The sequence below is a fragment of the Pandoraea sp. NE5 genome (assembly GCF_024363545.1).
In the GTDB taxonomy this organism is placed as follows: Bacteria; Pseudomonadota; Gammaproteobacteria; order Burkholderiales; family Burkholderiaceae; genus Pandoraea; species Pandoraea cepalis.
This window is the reverse complement of record NZ_AP025517.1, coordinates 442,110-457,178: the sequence shown is the minus strand read 5'-3', so window position 1 is coordinate 457,178 and position 15,069 is coordinate 442,110. Positions and strand designations below refer to the sequence as shown.

General features: G+C 64.9%; 17 protein-coding genes. 5 read left to right on the top strand and 12 right to left on the bottom strand.

Annotated features, from left to right (window positions below; translation table 11 throughout):
• Positions 1 to 112: 112 nt before the first annotated feature.
• The 6 genes from PanNE5_RS02095 to PanNE5_RS02070 form a co-directional block, all read right to left on the bottom strand.
• Positions 113 to 814 (bottom strand): ABC transporter ATP-binding protein, encoded by a 702-nt coding sequence (locus PanNE5_RS02095; RefSeq protein ID WP_261939138.1) that lies wholly within the window; start codon positions 812 to 814, stop codon positions 113 to 115.
• Positions 814 to 1,581: a high-affinity branched-chain amino acid ABC transporter ATP-binding protein LivG gene (livG, locus tag PanNE5_RS02090; protein WP_261939137.1), complete on the bottom strand. Its 768-nt coding sequence runs from the start codon at positions 1,579 to 1,581 to the stop codon at positions 814 to 816. Before livG ends, PanNE5_RS02095 begins: the two co-directional genes overlap by 1 nt.
• Positions 1,578 to 2,852, bottom strand: coding sequence for a high-affinity branched-chain amino acid ABC transporter permease LivM (locus PanNE5_RS02085; protein ID WP_017235290.1), 1,275 nt, complete (start codon positions 2,850 to 2,852; stop codon positions 1,578 to 1,580). The genes livG and PanNE5_RS02085 overlap by 4 nt, the downstream gene beginning before the upstream one ends.
• 8 nt (positions 2,853 to 2,860) lie before the next feature.
• Entirely contained in the window at positions 2,861 to 3,784 is a 924-nt protein-coding gene (livH, locus tag PanNE5_RS02080; protein WP_017235291.1) for a high-affinity branched-chain amino acid ABC transporter permease LivH, read from the bottom strand.
• Between the two features lie 103 nt (positions 3,785 to 3,887).
• Positions 3,888 to 5,000 carry a branched-chain amino acid ABC transporter substrate-binding protein gene (locus PanNE5_RS02075; RefSeq protein WP_017235292.1) on the bottom strand — a complete coding sequence of 371 codons (1,113 nt, stop codon included), beginning with the start codon at positions 4,998 to 5,000 and terminating at the stop codon, positions 3,888 to 3,890.
• Positions 5,001 to 5,425: 425 nt separating this feature from the next.
• The gene (locus PanNE5_RS02070; protein WP_261939136.1) at positions 5,426 to 6,331 is read right to left on the bottom strand and encodes a LysR substrate-binding domain-containing protein; all 906 of its coding nucleotides are present in this window, start codon (positions 6,329 to 6,331) and stop codon (positions 5,426 to 5,428) included.
• A 142-nt stretch (positions 6,332 to 6,473) separates the two neighbouring features.
• Between PanNE5_RS02070 and PanNE5_RS02065 the strand changes: the two genes are divergently transcribed.
• Genes PanNE5_RS02065 through PanNE5_RS02055 form a run of 3 tightly spaced genes read left to right on the top strand, consistent with a single transcriptional unit; the run spans position 6,474 to position 8,271 of the window.
• The gene (locus PanNE5_RS02065) at positions 6,474 to 6,686 is read left to right on the top strand and encodes a tautomerase family protein (protein WP_017235294.1); all 213 of its coding nucleotides are present in this window, start codon (positions 6,474 to 6,476) and stop codon (positions 6,684 to 6,686) included.
• Complete coding sequence (mhpD, locus tag PanNE5_RS02060; protein ID WP_261939135.1) at positions 6,683 to 7,513, top strand: 2-keto-4-pentenoate hydratase; 831 nt, start codon at positions 6,683 to 6,685, stop codon at positions 7,511 to 7,513. The genes PanNE5_RS02065 and mhpD overlap by 4 nt, the downstream gene beginning before the upstream one ends.
• A complete protein-coding gene (locus PanNE5_RS02055) occupies positions 7,510 to 8,271 on the top strand; it encodes a 2-keto-4-pentenoate hydratase (protein ID WP_261939134.1) in 762 nt (253 codons plus the stop codon). Before mhpD ends, PanNE5_RS02055 begins: the two co-directional genes overlap by 4 nt.
• 29 nt (positions 8,272 to 8,300) lie before the next feature.
• Here the strand turns inward: PanNE5_RS02055 and ribD are convergent, their stop codons facing one another.
• From ribD to hemL, 5 genes are all read right to left on the bottom strand, one after another.
• Positions 8,301 to 9,398, bottom strand: a complete 1,098-nt coding sequence (gene ribD, locus PanNE5_RS02050; RefSeq protein ID WP_261939133.1) for a bifunctional diaminohydroxyphosphoribosylaminopyrimidine deaminase/5-amino-6-(5-phosphoribosylamino)uracil reductase RibD — start codon at positions 9,396 to 9,398, stop codon at positions 8,301 to 8,303.
• 6 nt (positions 9,399 to 9,404) lie between these two features.
• Positions 9,405 to 9,944: a TPM domain-containing protein gene (locus tag PanNE5_RS02045; RefSeq protein WP_157211539.1), complete on the bottom strand. Its 540-nt coding sequence runs from the start codon at positions 9,942 to 9,944 to the stop codon at positions 9,405 to 9,407.
• 5 nt (positions 9,945 to 9,949) lie between these two features.
• Positions 9,950 to 10,795 (bottom strand): TPM domain-containing protein, encoded by an 846-nt coding sequence (locus PanNE5_RS02040; protein ID WP_261939785.1) that lies wholly within the window; start codon positions 10,793 to 10,795, stop codon positions 9,950 to 9,952.
• A 139-nt stretch (positions 10,796 to 10,934) separates the two neighbouring features.
• The gene (locus PanNE5_RS02035; protein WP_017235299.1) at positions 10,935 to 11,549 is read right to left on the bottom strand and encodes a LemA family protein; all 615 of its coding nucleotides are present in this window, start codon (positions 11,547 to 11,549) and stop codon (positions 10,935 to 10,937) included.
• A gap of 84 nt (positions 11,550 to 11,633) precedes the next feature.
• Complete coding sequence (gene hemL, locus PanNE5_RS02030) at positions 11,634 to 12,938, bottom strand: glutamate-1-semialdehyde 2,1-aminomutase (protein ID WP_150563187.1); 1,305 nt, start codon at positions 12,936 to 12,938, stop codon at positions 11,634 to 11,636.
• Positions 12,939 to 13,069: 131 nt separating this feature from the next.
• On the opposite strand from hemL, the gene rnk reads away from it, so the two are divergent.
• The gene (gene rnk, locus PanNE5_RS02025) at positions 13,070 to 13,495 is read left to right on the top strand and encodes a nucleoside diphosphate kinase regulator (RefSeq protein WP_017235301.1); all 426 of its coding nucleotides are present in this window, start codon (positions 13,070 to 13,072) and stop codon (positions 13,493 to 13,495) included.
• A gap of 147 nt (positions 13,496 to 13,642) precedes the next feature.
• On the opposite strand, the gene PanNE5_RS02020 is transcribed toward rnk, so the two are convergent.
• A complete protein-coding gene (locus PanNE5_RS02020; RefSeq protein ID WP_017235302.1) occupies positions 13,643 to 14,245 on the bottom strand; it encodes a phosphatase PAP2 family protein in 603 nt (200 codons plus the stop codon).
• Positions 14,246 to 14,847: 602 nt separating this feature from the next.
• Here PanNE5_RS02020 and PanNE5_RS02015 point away from each other — a divergent pair.
• Positions 14,848 to 15,045 (top strand): hypothetical protein, encoded by a 198-nt coding sequence (locus tag PanNE5_RS02015; RefSeq protein ID WP_157211540.1) that lies wholly within the window; start codon positions 14,848 to 14,850, stop codon positions 15,043 to 15,045.
• Positions 15,046 to 15,069 lie beyond the last annotated feature (24 nt).

Below are 15,069 nucleotides of genomic sequence, written 5' to 3'. Positions count from 1 at the left end.
TGGGCCGCGGGTGCGCTTTGCCGCATGAGAACATGAGGACGCCACCGAAGGGTGCGTCCCCATGTCTCATTTTGACGCCGAACGTCCGTGCGCTGGGCCGCGGCGCGCTACGTCACGCGCCGAGATACGCGCGTTTGATGTCGTCGTTCGCGAGCAGGTTCTCGGCCGAGTCGGCGAGCACGACGCGACCGGTCTCGAGCACATAGCCGCGATCGGCCACGTTCAACGCCTTGTTCGCGTTTTGCTCCACCAGAAACACGGTGACGCCTTCTTCGCGAATCGCGCGAATGATGTCGAAGATCTGCGCGATCACGAGCGGTGCCAGGCCGAGCGTCGGTTCGTCGAGCAACAGCAGGCGCGGACGGCTCATCAGCGCCCGCCCGATGGCCAGCATCTGCTGTTCGCCGCCCGACATCGTGCCCGCGCGCTGCTTGCCGCGCTGCGCGAGCCGCGGGAACAGTTTGAACACGTGGTCCATCCCGGCGTCGATCTGATCCTTGGAGGCGAAAAAGCCGCCCATCTTCAGGTTCTCGATGACCGTCAGACTCGGAAATACCCGGCGGCCTTCCGGTGAAATCGCCAGCCCCATGCGCATGATGTCGTGCGTGGCGCATCCCGTGATGTCGCGACCTTCGAACATGACACGTCCGCTCGATGCGCGCGGCGTGCCGCACACGGTCATCATCAACGTCGTCTTGCCCGCGCTGTTACTGCCGATGAGCGTGACGATCTCGCCCTTGTTCACTTCGATCGACACGCCCGAGAGCGCCTCGACGGCCCCGTAATGGGTATGGATTTGTTCCAGCTTGAGCATTATTCCTCCCCGAGGTAGGCCTTGATGACGCGCGGGTCGCGCCGCACCTCGTCGGGCTTGCCGGTCATGATCGGCTTGCCGTGTTCCATCACGAGAATCCGGTCCGACACGCCCATGACGAGGCTCATGTCGTGCTCGATCAGCAGCACTGAAATGCCGAACTCGTGACGCAGGTTGTCGACGAGTTGCTGCAACTCGACCTTCTCTTGCGGATTGAGGCCGGCGGCCGGTTCGTCGAGCATGAGCAGACGCGGTTCCGTGATCATGCAGCGTGCAATTTCGAGACGTCGCTGGTGTCCGTACGACAGCGTGCCGGCCTCGCGGTTGGCGACGGCCGTCAGGCCCAACCGGTCGAGCCACGCCTTGGCGCGCTCGAGCGCCGCGCGTTCGGCGCGACGGAACGCGCTCGTCGAGAACAGCCCTTGCAGAAAGCCGCTATGCACGCGCATGTGCTGTGCAACGAGCAGGTTCTCCACCACCGTCAACTGGCGGAACAGGCGGATGTTCTGGAACGTGCGTACGAGGCCACGTCGCGCCACGCTATGGCTCGGCAGGCCGGTGATGTTGTCGCCGTCGAGCGTGATCGAGCCGCCCGTGGGGCGATAGAAGCCGCCAACGCAATTGAAGACGGTCGTCTTGCCGGCGCCGTTCGGGCCGATGATGGCGAAGACTTCGTGCGGGCGGACGTCGAAATCGACGCCATCGACGGCCAGCAGACCGCCGAAGCGCATCTGCAGGCCGGAGAGTTTCAACAGTGCTGCACTCATTGCGGCAACTCCACGTGCGGGCGGGTGGCGGGCAACAGGCCCTGCGGACGCCACATCATCATCAGTACCATCACCAGGCCGAAAATCAGCATGCGGTATTCGGCAAAGTCGCGCGCGACTTCCGGCAGGACGGTCAGCAGAATCGCCGCGAGAATCACGCCGATTTGCGAGCCCATGCCACCGAGCACGACCACGGCGAGGATCAGCGCCGATTCGATGAATGTGAACGATTCGGGCGTGACCAGCCCCTGACGTGCGGCAAAGAATGCGCCGGCGAGCCCGGCGAACGATGCCCCGAGTGTGAACGCGGAGAGCTTGATGCGCGTGGGGTTCAGGCCGAGCGAGCGGCACGCGATTTCATCTTCGCGCAACGCTTCCCAGGCGCGGCCAATCGGCATGCGGATCAGGCGGCTAGTGACAAACAGCGTGAAGCCCACTAACGCAAACGCCAGCAGGTAGAGGTAGATCACCATGTGCGAGCCGTCGTACGGCAAGCCGATCAGTTCGTGGAACGTCTTCACGCCATCGACACTCGATGATCGCGCCATCTCGATGCCGAAGACACTGGGCTTCGGAATGCCCGAGACGCCGTCCGGTCCACCGGTCAGGCTCGTCAGGTTGTTCAGCAGCAGGCGGATGATTTCCCCGAAGCCGAGCGTCACGATGGCCAGATAGTCGCCCCGCAGGCGCAGCACCGGGAAGCCGAGCAGGAACCCGAAGGTGGCGGACATGAGTGCGGCAATCGGCAGGCATTCCCAAAAGGTCAGGCCGAAGTACTGGTTGAGCAGGGCATATGTATAGCCGCCGACCGCGTAGAAGCCGACGTAGCCCAGATCGAGCAGACCGGCGAATCCCACGACGATGTTCAGGCCCAGGCCGAGCACGCAGTAGATGAGGGCCAGCGTCGCCACATCCACCGCGCCGCGCGAGCCGACGAACGGCCACGCGAGCCCGATGGCGAGCAGCACCCACATGGCGCTAAGTTGCTGACGGCGTCCCAGGGTGGGGATGGCCGGCAGCGTGATGGCACGCGTCGAGCGCAGCAGGAACGGCTTGAGCATCTGGAACACGAAGACGACGGCCGCGGCGATCCAGACCGGACGCCAGTGCTGCTCGATCACGACGCGGTAGCCGTCGAGCTTCAGTTGCAGGCCGAGGATGGGGGCGGTGAGCACGATCGTCACGAGTGCGGAGATGACCGCACCCTTGAGGGTGTCGCCGGCCGGTGCGCGTTGGGCGGCGCCGGACTTGAGCGTGAGGGGTTGTGTCATGGTCGACCTCAGACTTTCTCGACGTCGGGCTTGCCCAGCAGGCCGGTGGGGCGGAACAGCAGCACCAGCACCAGCAGGCAGAACGCCACGATGTCCTTGTACTCGGAAGGCATGTAGCCGGAGGCGAGCGTTTCCGCCAGCCCCAGCAATACACCGCCCAGCATGGCGCCGGGAACGCTGCCGATGCCGCCCAGTACCGCTGCCGTGAAGGCCTTGATACCGGCGATGAAGCCGATGTACGGATTGAGCTTGCCGATGGTCAGGCCGATCAGCACGCCGCCGACGGCCGCGAGCATGGCGCCGAGCACGAAGGTGAACGAGATCACGCGGTTCGTATCGATGCCGAGCAGGTTGGCCATGCGCATGTCCTCGGCGCAGGCACGGCAGGCGCGGCCCATGCGCGAGTTGGCGATGAACAGCGTGAGCAGAATCATCAGCGCGACGGTCACGCCTACGATCAGCATGCGCGCGTAGGGAATGGTCACCGTGAAGTCACCCATCGGGATATCGATGGCGCCGGAGATCAGCATCGGCACGGACACGTCGCGCGCTCCCTGGCCGATCTGCACGTAGTTTTGCAGGAAGATGGACATGCCGATGGCGGAGATCAGCGGTCCGAGACGCGGGCCGCCGCGCAGCGGGCGATACGCCACCCGCTCGATCGCAAAGCCATACAGGCCGGTGATCAGCACCGAGACCAGCAGCGCCGCGCCCAAAACGAGCGGCAACGGGTAACCCGCTGCGGTGCCGATGGCCGTCAGTGTGACGAGACCGACGTAGGCGCCGATCATGTAGATCTCGCCGTGGGCAAAGTTGATCATGCCGATGATGCCGTAGACCATCGTGTAGCCGATGGCAATCAACGCGTAAATCGCGCCCAGCGTCAGGCCGTTGACCAGTTGCTGGGCAAACTGCGGGAAAAATTCGTTCATGCGGGAAGCCTCGCGACGAGCGGTGGCCGAGCGCGAATGCACGCCGCCCGCCGGGAACGGCGGGCGGCTGGGGGGATTCGCTGGCCGGTAAAGCGTCAGGAAATCAGTTGGCGGCGGTCTTGGTGGCGTCTTTGTGCCAGGTGTAGACCACGAACTTGAACGACTTCAGATCGCCTGCCGCGTCATACGCCACCTTGCCGATCGGCGTGTCGAACGTGTTCGCGTGCAGGTACTTGGCCACCTTCTCCGAGTCGGTGCTCTTCGCGCCGGCAATGCTCTTGGCGATCAGTTGCACCGCCGTGTAGGCCGGCATCTGGAACGGACCGTTCGGATCGCGCTTGGCGCTCGCGAAGGCCTTCACCAGCTTGGCGTTGGCCGGGTCGGCCGCGAAGTCGGCGGGCAGCGTCACGAGCATGCCTTCCGAGGCCGGGCCGGCGATCGCCGTCACGTCCTTGTTGCCCACGCCTTCCGGACCCATGAACGTGGCCTTCACACCTTGTTCGCGTGCCTGGCGCAGCAGCAGCCCCATTTCCGGGTGATAGCCGCCGAAGTACACGAAGTCCACGCCCTGTGCCTTGAGCTTGGTGATGACGGCCGAGTAGTCGGAGTCGCCGGCGTTGATGCCTTCGAACAGCACAACCGGGATCTTGGCGGCGTCGAGGTCCTTCTTCACCGACGTGGCGATACCCTGGCCGTACGACTGCTTGTCGTGCAGCACGGCCACCTTCTTCGGCTTGACCTTGTTGATGATGTACTGCGCGGCCGCCGGACCTTGCTGGTCGTCACGGCCGATGGTGCGGAAGATGAAGTGACGCTTCTTGCCTTCGGTCAATTGCGGTGCAGTCGCCGACGGCGTAATCATCACCACGCCTTCGTTCTCATAGATGTCCGATGCCGGGATCGTCGAGCCCGAGCACACGTGACCGATCACGTACTTGATCTTCTGGCTGACGATCTTGTTGGCGACGGCGACGGCCTGCTTCGGCTCGCACGCGTCGTCCATCATCACGGCTTCCAGCTTGTTGCCGTTCGCCCCGCCTGCCGCATTGATTTCGTCGATGGCGGTCAGCGCACCCGCCTTCACCATGTCGCCATATTGAGCGACCGAGCCGCTGAACGGGCCGGCGATGGCGATCTTGACGGTCTCGGCGTTGGCGCCCGTGCCGAGGACGGCAAGCGCAGCGGCGACGAACAGGGATTTGTGACGGAACTGCATCGTGGACATCTCCTTGATTTGTATTTTTTGAGCACCCGGTCGTGCGGTGCGCTTGATCGACGGCGGAACCCGGTCGGTATTGGCTCACTCCTGCCGCAGGCGACAGAAACGATGCGCCATAGTAGCGTAATCGGCCGTTAAATTGGAATAGCTATCCGGCGATGTCGTAAAACCCGCATGAATAAAGCGTTTCAAGACTGTTGAAAAAAAGAAATAAGAGTCGTCACAGCGATGATGCGTAGTACTACGCAGATTGAAATTTAAAAAAATCGGCGATGAATCGACAAATCGAGGGGCGAGTCGGCGACAACGGAGAAGACGGGATGGATTGTCGAATAGGACATTTTGGATACAATCCGCCAGTCATTGATATCCAATTCAGGCGGTTTGCATCCGATCTCGGGAGCGCCGGATCGATCGACGCGCTACATCGCCAAGGTGTGACGCCGATTGCGCGAGCGCCGGATGAGCGCGAGAAAGGCGTTGAGAATCGGGGAATCGTCGTCGCGCCGGTACATGCAGTTCAGTTCGATGGCGCGCAGATGTCGTGATTTCAGCGGCCGGTACACCACGCCGGGTAGCCGCAGGTTCGCCGCCGACTCCGTCGTCACGCAAACGCCGAAGCGGCTCGCGACGAGCGCGATCGACGTCACGACATCCTCCACTTCCTGCTCCACGCGCAACGTCACGCCCTCGGCCCGAAACGCGGCGGCGACTTCCTCGGCGAGTCCCGGCACCGGGGCGTTCGGGTACAGGATCATTCGCTCGTTATCGAGATCCGCCAGGGTCAGCGACGCGCGCTCGCATAGCGGATGACCTTCGTAGAGCGCGACGAGAAACGGCTCGCGATGAATCCAGTCGACGACGAGATCCGGCTCGTCCGGAATCAGCCGATTGAAGCCAATGGCGATGCGCCGCTCGCGCAGCGCCGCGATCTGGTCGGTCTTCGACAGGTTGTGCAGGCCGATCTTCACTTCGGGGCGCTCGGTATGAAAGCTCGCCAGCAAGCGCGGAATCGCGTTGAGAATGCCCGAGCTGAAGATGCCGACGTCGAGCCGTCCGATATAGCCTTCGCCGGCGAGGCGCGTCTGCTCCTCGGCGCGGCGTGCGAGTGCCAGGATGTTCGGCACTTCGGCAAGCAGCGTCTGCCCCGCGGCGGTCAGCGTGGCGCCCTTGGGGGTACGCACGAATAGCGGTGTGCCCAGCTGGGCTTCGAGCGCGTGAATGTGGCGGGTGAGCGGTGGCTGCGCCATGTTCAGCCGCTGTGCCGCCCGCCCGAAATGGCCTTCCTGCGCGACGGCAAGAAAGTAGCGCATTTGCTTGATGTCCATGGACGGCTCCGTTCCGGCGGGATAACTTGATACCGAAATAGTATCGGAATCTGGAAAATAGGTATTGGACGGTATCTCTCGGCGCGCGCATGATGGCTTCCTCCGAAAGCTTTCTTTTCGGCATTTTCAGGGGGACAGCCTCATGCCAATCGTACAAATCCATTTGGTGGAAGGTCGCGACGACGCCACCGTGAAGGCCTGCGTCAAGGCCGTGGCACGCACCGTCCACGAGACACTCGGCGCACCGCTCGAATCGATCCGCGTGTATGCGACGCAAGTACCGGCCGCGCACTGGGCGGTGGGCGAGCACACCAAGGATGAGCCGGCGGCGCCGGCCAGGGCGGACGCCCGATGAGCGCGACCTCGCCGCGCGACGCCGCCACACAGGCGCGCCTGCAGCAGGCGGCCGACGCACTGCACGACGCCGGGCGCTCGCACCGCTTCATCGCCCCGCTGCGCGACACGTACGCGCCGCTCACCATCGATGACGCCTACGCCATTCAGCGTATCAACACCGAGCGGCATCTGGCGGCCGGGCGCCGCGTCGTCGGCTGCAAGATCGGCTTGACGTCGGTCGCCGTGCAGAAGCAGCTTGGCGTCGATCAGCCCGATTTCGGCTTGCTGTTCGACGACATGGGCTATGGCGACGGCGAGCCGATTCCCGCCTCGATCCTCACGCAGCCGAAGATCGAGGCCGAGATCGCCTTCGTCATCGGCCGGGATTTGAGTGTCGACAACCCGGGCCAACTCGACGTCATCAACGCCATCGAGTACGCGTTGCCCGCGCTGGAGATCGTCGGCAGCCGCGTGGCCGACTGGAACATCCGCATCACCGACACGATTGCCGATAACGCATCGTCGTCGGCCTACGTGATCGGCAATACGCCGAAGACGCTCGCCGAATTCGACGTGCGCCTGTGCGGCATGGTCATGGAGCGTCGCGGCGAGCCGGTGTCCGTCGGCGCGGGCGCGGCCTGCCTGGGCAGCCCGATCAACGCCGTGGTGTGGTTAGCCCGCACGATGGCGGCGGTGGGCACGCCGCTCAAGGCGGGCGACCTGGTGCTTTCGGGCGCGCTTGGCCCTATGGTCGCCGTGGCCCCCGGCGATATCTTCGAGACCCGTATCAACGGCCTGGGCTCGGTCCGCGCCGTGTTCGAATCTGCCAGCGAGGCGGCACGATGAGCCACATTCAAGACTACGCAACGCTGCTCGACGACGCGGCCCATTTCGCGCACGAGGTCGAACAGTTCGATACCGACAGTCGTCTGTCGCTCGACGATGCCTACGCCATTCAGGCCGCATCGCTCGCCCGCCGCGCCGCGCGCGGCGAAACGCGTGTCGGCGTGAAGATGGGCTTTACCAGCCGCGCGAAGATGATGCAGATGGGACTGTCCGACGTGATCTGGGGGCGCCTCACGTCCGGCATGCAGATCGAGGAGGGGACGGCCATCGACTTCAAGCGGTACGTGCATCCACGCGTCGAGCCGGAAATCGCCTTCATCCTGAAGCAACCGCTGGAAGGCCATGTCACGGGCCCGCAGGCGCTCGCGGCGGTCGAAGCGATTGCGCCGGCCATCGAGATCATCGATTCGCGCTACAAGGACTTCAAGTTCACGTTGCCGGAAGTGATTGCCGACAACGCGTCGTCGAGCGGCTTCGTGATTGGGGCCTGGCACGATCCGCATGTCGATTTCTCGAATCTGGGATTGGCCATGACGATCAACGGCCGCACCGTGCAGGTGGGATCGACGGCGGCGCTGCTCGGCCATCCGCTGCGTTCGCTGGTCGCAGCGGCGCGTCTGTCAGCCGCCGCGGGCGAGCCGCTCCAAGCCGGCTGGATCGTGATGGCTGGCGGTGCGACACCCGCCGAATATATCCAGCCGGGCCAGTATGTGTCGGTGGAAATGGAGGCGCTCGGTCGCGTGGGCTTCCACGTTTAAGCGCACGCGGCGCACCCGGCGACGGGGATTCAGTCGCGCTTGACGCGGGCCATCACCCGCAGATCGCTCTCGATCATGCGCACGTCCGTGAAACTGAGCGCGAGCCTGTCGTCGAGCGACGTGAGCGCAGGCAGGTGGAACATGCCTTGCGCGTCGCCGACGATGCACGGCGCGAGGTAGGTGAGCAGTTCGTCCACGCAGCGCTCGCGCAGCAGTGAACCGTTGAGCTTGTAGCCCGCCTCCACGTGGAGTTCGTTGAGCTGGCGCTCGCCGAGCGTGCGCAGCAGCGCCGAGAGGTCGACCTTGCCGGTCGTATTGGGCAGGTCGAGCACCTCCACGCCCAGGTCGCGCAGACGAGACGCGCGCTCGTGATCGCCGTTGGCGCAGATTACGAGCGCGTTGCCGTTCGCGAGCACCTTGGCGGTCGGGGAAATCTCGAGACGCGAATCGACGACGATGCGCAGTGGCTGGCGTGTCGTTTCCACCTCTCGCACGGTGAGCGACGGATCGTCCTCGCGCACCGTGCCGATGCCGGTGAGAATGGCGCACGCGCGCGCCCGCCACGCGTGGCCGTCGGCGCGCGCGGCCGGGCCGGTCAGCCATTGGCTCACGCCGTTGTGCAGGGCCGTCTTGCCGTCGAGGCTGGCCGCCACCTTCATGCGGACCCACGGCGTGCCGCGCGTCATGCGGGCGACGAACCCGATGTTCATTTCGCGCGCCTCATGCTCCAGCAGTCCGCAGCGCACTTCGATGCCCGCGTCGCGCAGCAGGCTCAGGCCGCGCCCGGCCACGAGCGGGTTCGGATCTTCCATCGCGGCGATCACGCGCTTCACGCCCGCGTCGATGAGCCCCTTCGCGCACGGTGGGGTGCGGCCGTAATGGCTGCACGGTTCGAGCGTGACATAGGCCGTGGCGCTACGCACCGACTCGCCCCGCGTGCGCGCGTCTTTCATGGCCTGCACTTCGGCGTGATCCTGGCCGGCCGGCTGCGTGAAGCCTTCGCCGATGATCCGTCCGTCCTGCACGATTACGCAGCCAACGCGAGGATTCGGCGTGGTGGTGAACATCGCGCGCTCGGCGAGCGCCAGCGCGCGACGCATATAAGAGAAATCCTGTTCGGAGAACATGAGGCGTCAGAGCATCAGCGGCCGGTCGGTCAACGCATTGTCCGGCGCCGCGCCGGCATGGGCCGGCAGGAATTCGCGCGCAATGCCGCGCAGGGTGTTCAGCGCGTCGAGCACGCTCTGGACATAACGTTCGTCACGAAAGCCGGCGCTCATCTGCGCAACGACGGTGTCCCACGTGCGGGGGGATACCAGCGCGTCGACGCCCTTGTCGGCGATCAGCTCGATATCGTGATCGGCGATGTTGATGTACAGGAGAATGCCCGTGCGCTCGCCCGTATGCGCCACGCCGAGCTGGCGAAACAAGTGAACGGCGCGTTGACGGCAGGTATGCCCGTGCCATACCGCAGCAAGCGGCATGGCAGCTTCGATCACTAGGCGAATCTCGCAGCGGTGCTCCTTTTCGGAATCGCGGATGGCGGCTTCGAGCGCATCGAGCGCCTTGTCCGGGAAGAGCCACCGGGCGTGCGCTCGCCAGGTGCCCAAATGCCGCAGCCAGCGCGAGACATCGTGCGTCTTGTGTTGCGTTGGGATTGCTTCGTTTGCCATCGCCATCACCAGTTCCCCGACGAACCGCCGCCGTCGAATCCGCCACCGCCGCCGCCGCCGAAACCTCCGCCGCCGCCATCGAATCCGCCGCCGTCGTTGCGTCCCCAGCCGCCCAGACCGCCCAGGCCGCCACCCAGCCCGGCGCCGAAGCCGCCGGCACCGATGCGCCCGCGTTGGCCGGTGAGCACCCGCGAGCGCGGGTCGGTGGGACCCACGCCCGGCAGACCGGGCCCTTGAAACCGCCGGCGGCTTTCCATCAGGACCACCATCCCGATGATGAAGACGATGAAGAGCAGCGGCAGGAAATCGGACAGATCCGAGTGCGGCGCGCGCGTCGACGGCAAATTCGGGGCGGGCAGCGCCTCGTTGTTCATCGCCGCCTCGACCGCCGCGACGCCGGCGGCCAACCCGCCGAAGAAGTCACCGCTGCGGAAATGGGGGGCCATCACGTCGCGCAGGATTCGCCCGGAGATGGCATCGGTCAGCGAGCCTTGTACCCCGCGTCCGACTTCAATGCGCATCTTGCGCAGGTCGTTCGGATTGTTCTTCGCGATGAGCACGATGACGCCGTCGTCCACGCCCTTGCGGCCGGCCTTCCAGGCATCGGCCACGCGAATGCTGTACTGGTCGATCGTCTCGGGAGCCGTGCTCGGCACCATCAGAACGAAAATCTGGCTGCCGCGTTGTTGCTCGTATTGTGCGAGCTGTGTCTCGAGCGCGTTGCGCTGCTCGGGCGTGAGTGTGCGGGTCAGGTCGGTTACCCGCGCGGTGAGCGCGGGCACGGCCACGAGATCCTCTGCGCTGGCCGGCAACGCCAGCGAGCCCAGGCACGCCAACGCCAGCGCCAGCATCGCCCAAAGCGTCGGTCCCCAATGCCAACTGCGCGAGTGCCCGCCGCGCGCGTCATCCGTCACCGGACGGCGCGTCGGCATTCCACGGCCCTTTGGCGACACCTTGTAGTCCGCGGAGACGGCAGCCATGATCCGATCCTCAGAATTTGACGGCCGGCGCGGTCGAAATGGCCTTCTCGTTCTCGACCGTGAAGTTCGGCTTCGGCCCGTAGCCGAACATCTTCGCCGTCAGATTGTTCGGGAACTGGCGCACATACACGTTGTAATCCTGCACGGCCTGAATGTAGCGATTGCGCGCCACGGTGATGCGGTTTTCCGTGCCTTCGAGCTGCGATTGCAGGTCACGGAACAGACCGTCGGCCTTCAGGTTCGGATAGTTCTCCGAGACGGCCATCAGGCGTGAGAGTGCGCCGGACAGTTCGCCCTGCGCTTGCTGGAAGCGCTTGAATGCCTCGGGGTCGTTGAGCGTCTCCGGCGTGACCGTGATGCTCGTGGCCTTCGCGCGCGCGTTGATCACCTCGGTGAGCGTCGTTTGCTCGTGCGTGGCATAGCCCTTGACCGTGTTCACCAGATTCGGCACCAGGTCGGCACGTCGCTGGTACTGGTTGACGACTTCGCTCCAAGCGGCCTTGACCGCTTCGTCCTTGACCTGAATCTGGTTGTATCCGCAGGCGGACAACAACGAGGTGAGCACCCCCAGCGCCAACCAGCGCACGAACGATTGGCGAAGCTTTGTCGGCAACGACACTTGCATGATGTTTCTCCCTGTGATGGTCAGACTGGCCGACTCGCTAGGTGTGCGAAATCCGGCCGAAGACAGCCACGTGACCTGCAACGATCACGCAATGGCGCGAAACGCGTCGCGGGCAGCGTCGAGCGTGGCGTCGATGATCGTGTCGTCGTGCGTTGCCGAGACGAAGCCCGCTTCGAAGGCGCTCGGCGCGAGATACACGCCGCGATCGAGCATCGCATGAAAAAACTTGTTGAAACGGGCCACGTCGGACGTTGTAACTTCCGCGAAGCTCTGCGGCACGTTGGCACGGAAGTACAGGCCGAACATGCCGCCGACGCTGTCGCCCGAGAACGGTACGCCAGCGCTCTGGGCGGCCTCGACGAGCCCCGTGACGAGCTTCGATGTGCGTTTGGCCAGATCCTCGTAGAAGCCCGGCGCCTGAATCAGTTTGAGCGTGGCGAGGCCGGCGGCCACGGCCAGCGGATTCCCGGAGAGCGTGCCGGCCTGGTAGACGCCGCCCAGCGGTGCCAGGTGCGACATGATGTCGCGTCGTCCGCCGAACGCGGCGGCCGGCATGCCGCCGCCGATGACCTTGCCCAGGCAAGTGAGGTCGGCCGTAATGCCGTACAGCGCTTGCGCACCGCCCAACCCGACGCGGAACCCGCACATCACCTCGTCGAAGATAAGCACGGCGCCATGGGCGGTGCACAGCTCGCGCAGCGTCTGCAGGAAGTGACGCGAGCCGCGCACGAGGTTCATGTTGCCGGCCACCGGCTCGACGATCACGGCCGCGATCTCGCCGCCTTGGCCGGCGAACAGTTCGCGAAGCTGTTCGACGTTGTTGTACTCGAGCACGAGCGTGTCGCGCGTGACTTCGGGCGGCACGCCGGCCGACGACGGCGCGTTGCGCGTCGAATCGGCGAACGTGAGCAGGCCGGAGCCGGCCTTCACGAGCAAGCTGTCGGCGTGGCCGTGATAGCAGCCCTCGAACTTGACGATCTTGTTGCGGCCGGTAAAGCCGCGCGCCAGGCGCAGTGCGCTCATCGTCGCCTCGGTGCCGGAGGACACCAGGCGCACCTGCTCGATGGACGGCACGAGGCCGCAGAGGGTCTCGGCCATCACCACTTCGGCTTCGGTGGGCGCCCCGAAGCTGAAGCCTTGCGACATCGCGGCGTGCACGGCGGCGACGACGTCCGGATGCAGGTGGCCGACGATCATCGGGCCCCACGAGCCGATGTAGTCGATGAAGCGCGTGCCTTCGGCGTCCCACATATAAGGGCCTTGGGCGCGGGCGATGAAGCGCGGCGTGCCGCCGACCGAACGGAAGGCGCGCACCGGCGAGTTCACGCCGCCGGGGATGGTCTGCTGGGCGCGCGCGAAGAGCGCGGCATTGGTAGTGTGTTCGGACATGACTTCGACTTTGTGTGCCTAATGCGTCGATTCTAGCGGATGGCGGTCAAGTCCGGGACTTCTCGCCGCGCGGGGCTTCTGTTAGATTGAAGGTCACTCCCTCAACGTCAAGGAAAAACAGGCCCGCCGACATGTTCACCGTCCATTCGCAACGCCCCTCGATCACTGTCTCCACGCTCGACCTTGAACGCCTCGAAGCGCTCATGGCGCAGGCGCCCCGCGCGGCATTGCCGTATGTGGAGGCACTCGAAACAGAGCTTGCCCGGGCGAGCGTCGTCGAACCGGAGCAGATGCCGGCCGACATCGCCACGATGAACTCGGTGGTGCGCTACCGTGATCTCGCCGCGCAGCAGGAACATCGCGTCACGCTTGTGTATCCGCAACATCTGGCGAGCACGCCGAGCGGCATTTCGGTGCTCGCGCCGGTGGGTAGCGCGCTGCTCGGCTTGCGCGTCGGTCAGTCGATTCAGTGGCAAGTGCCAGGCGGCCACCAGATCGCGCTGACATTGCTCGGCATCGATTACCAGCCCGAAGCTGCCGGCGAATACCACCGCTGATCCCCCGTCTCCGACGCCGTACTGGGAGATTCGGTTCTCCCGAGTCTTCCTACCGTTCCTGCCTGTTCGTCAACCCCTCCTGAAGCTTCCACCGCTTCCCGCAGGTCCGCAAACCCGCAGTTCCCGTCGTTTCCCAAGTCCGCCGGCTCAGCGACGCAGCCAGCCGCGCGCAATCGGCCACGCCATCAGGCGGCGATAGAGGGCTTCGAGGATAGCCGCGACGATACGACTCGTCTCACGCGCACTCGCGGTGTGCATGATGAGCGCCACTACGATCGATACCGCCAGCGCACCGACCATATCGAGCGGCCAGTGCACGCCAAGGTAGACGCGCGCCCAGCACACGGGCACGGCGCATAGCAGCAGGAGCCGGCCGAGCAGGCGAGGCGAGCGCGCGAGCGTGCCCATCAGGACGAACGCCGACGTGAACAGGATCGACGCGTGATTGCTGGGGAAGGCACTCGTCGGCGCATGCGGGAGCAGGTTCGTGCCGAGACCGACGACGAACGGCCGCGGTTCGAACCAGGCCAGACCGATCACACCGTTGACCAGTAGCGCGAGCGCTACGCCCAGCAGACCGTGCACGGCCCCCTCGCGGTCGCGACCGCCAGCGAGCCACAGGAGGGTCAGGCCCACCGGGAGCAGCAGGATCAGGTATTTGGCGAGGAGAACGGCGATGGCCAGTTCTCCTTCACTGACATTGGGCGAGGCATTGACGGCCAGGAACAGGGCGCGGTTGATTGAATCCATGAAATTCGGGGAGCGGGAAGCAGAAATAGGCCAGACCGGTTGCCCGGTACGCCACCGGGCGGCGTGCGGTGCCGGTGCCTCGACGGCCGCCGGTGGGCGGTTTGTGACGAAAACATGACAGATTCTGACTGAGCCGCTTCCCGCTGGAAAGTTGCATTCGTCATCATTTTGTAACACGGTGAATTGTCACTTTTCTTTCGACGCACTCGGGGGTAAAATCGCGCCGTCATAGCTCTCAGGAGGTCCTTCCGTGGACAGTAGTTCTAGTGGTAGTTGCCGGTCGGCGCAGGTCGACACCATCACCGCGAGTTAGTCCCCGGGATCTTCCCTGCCGCTAACTCGCATAGCCGGGTTGGCGCGCACCTCTGATGTACGCATCGAATGTCCAATGCCCTTGGCCGCCGCGCCGAAGGGTTTTCTTGGGCCATACCGATAGCGTCCGTCTTTCGTAGCACGCTCCCTAATTTGCTTTACGTCTGCCGTTCGGGCTGTCCCGTTGCGCGCAGGGGTTCGTTTTCAGGCCGTTTGCCGTGGGCGCCGGTGATGAAATGCGAGTCTCTCGTGCGCGCCGGGCCGATTGCCGCGCGGCCGGGAGAATCATCGTGTTCCGTTACTCCATGACCCTTCGCGGAGGCAATCCGCAAGCCCTGATGCTGCCCACCGAGTGCCTGCATCACTATCACGTCGCCCCGCATGCCGAGGACGCCGCTGTCACGGCGCGCCCGGGCGCGAGTGCGCGACTCGGACAGTGGCTGCTGGCGCTCGTGCGTCGCAACGATCCGACCGGACGCGCGGGCTGAGCCTGCGCGATAACGGTCCCCAGG

Excerpts from the sequence above, each read along its gene's own strand:
- PanNE5_RS02095 (WP_261939138.1), bottom strand. The coding sequence starts at position 814 with ATGCTCAAGCTGGAACAAATCCATACCCATTACGGGGCCGTCGAGGCG.
- livG (WP_261939137.1), bottom strand. The coding sequence starts at position 1,581 with ATGAGTGCAGCACTGTTGAAACTCTCCGGCCTGCAGATGCGCTTCGGC.
- PanNE5_RS02085 (WP_017235290.1), bottom strand. The coding sequence starts at position 2,852 with ATGACACAACCCCTCACGCTCAAGTCCGGCGCCGCCCAACGCGCACCG.
- livH (WP_017235291.1), bottom strand. The coding sequence starts at position 3,784 with ATGAACGAATTTTTCCCGCAGTTTGCCCAGCAACTGGTCAACGGCCTG.
- PanNE5_RS02075 (WP_017235292.1), bottom strand. The coding sequence starts at position 5,000 with ATGCAGTTCCGTCACAAATCCCTGTTCGTCGCCGCTGCGCTTGCCGTC.
- PanNE5_RS02070 (WP_261939136.1), bottom strand. The coding sequence starts at position 6,331 with ATGGACATCAAGCAAATGCGCTACTTTCTTGCCGTCGCGCAGGAAGGC.
- PanNE5_RS02065 (WP_017235294.1), top strand. The coding sequence starts at position 6,474 with ATGCCAATCGTACAAATCCATTTGGTGGAAGGTCGCGACGACGCCACC.
- mhpD (WP_261939135.1), top strand. The coding sequence starts at position 6,683 with ATGAGCGCGACCTCGCCGCGCGACGCCGCCACACAGGCGCGCCTGCAG.
- PanNE5_RS02055 (WP_261939134.1), top strand. The coding sequence starts at position 7,510 with ATGAGCCACATTCAAGACTACGCAACGCTGCTCGACGACGCGGCCCAT.
- ribD (WP_261939133.1), bottom strand. The coding sequence starts at position 9,398 with ATGTTCTCCGAACAGGATTTCTCTTATATGCGTCGCGCGCTGGCGCTC.
- PanNE5_RS02045 (WP_157211539.1), bottom strand. The coding sequence starts at position 9,944 with ATGGCAAACGAAGCAATCCCAACGCAACACAAGACGCACGATGTCTCG.
- PanNE5_RS02040 (WP_261939785.1), bottom strand. The coding sequence starts at position 10,795 with ATGCTGGCGCTGGCGTTGGCGTGCCTGGGCTCGCTGGCGTTGCCGGCC.
- PanNE5_RS02035 (WP_017235299.1), bottom strand. The coding sequence starts at position 11,549 with ATGCAAGTGTCGTTGCCGACAAAGCTTCGCCAATCGTTCGTGCGCTGG.
- hemL (WP_150563187.1), bottom strand. The coding sequence starts at position 12,938 with ATGTCCGAACACACTACCAATGCCGCGCTCTTCGCGCGCGCCCAGCAG.
- rnk (WP_017235301.1), top strand. The coding sequence starts at position 13,070 with ATGTTCACCGTCCATTCGCAACGCCCCTCGATCACTGTCTCCACGCTC.
- PanNE5_RS02020 (WP_017235302.1), bottom strand. The coding sequence starts at position 14,245 with ATGGATTCAATCAACCGCGCCCTGTTCCTGGCCGTCAATGCCTCGCCC.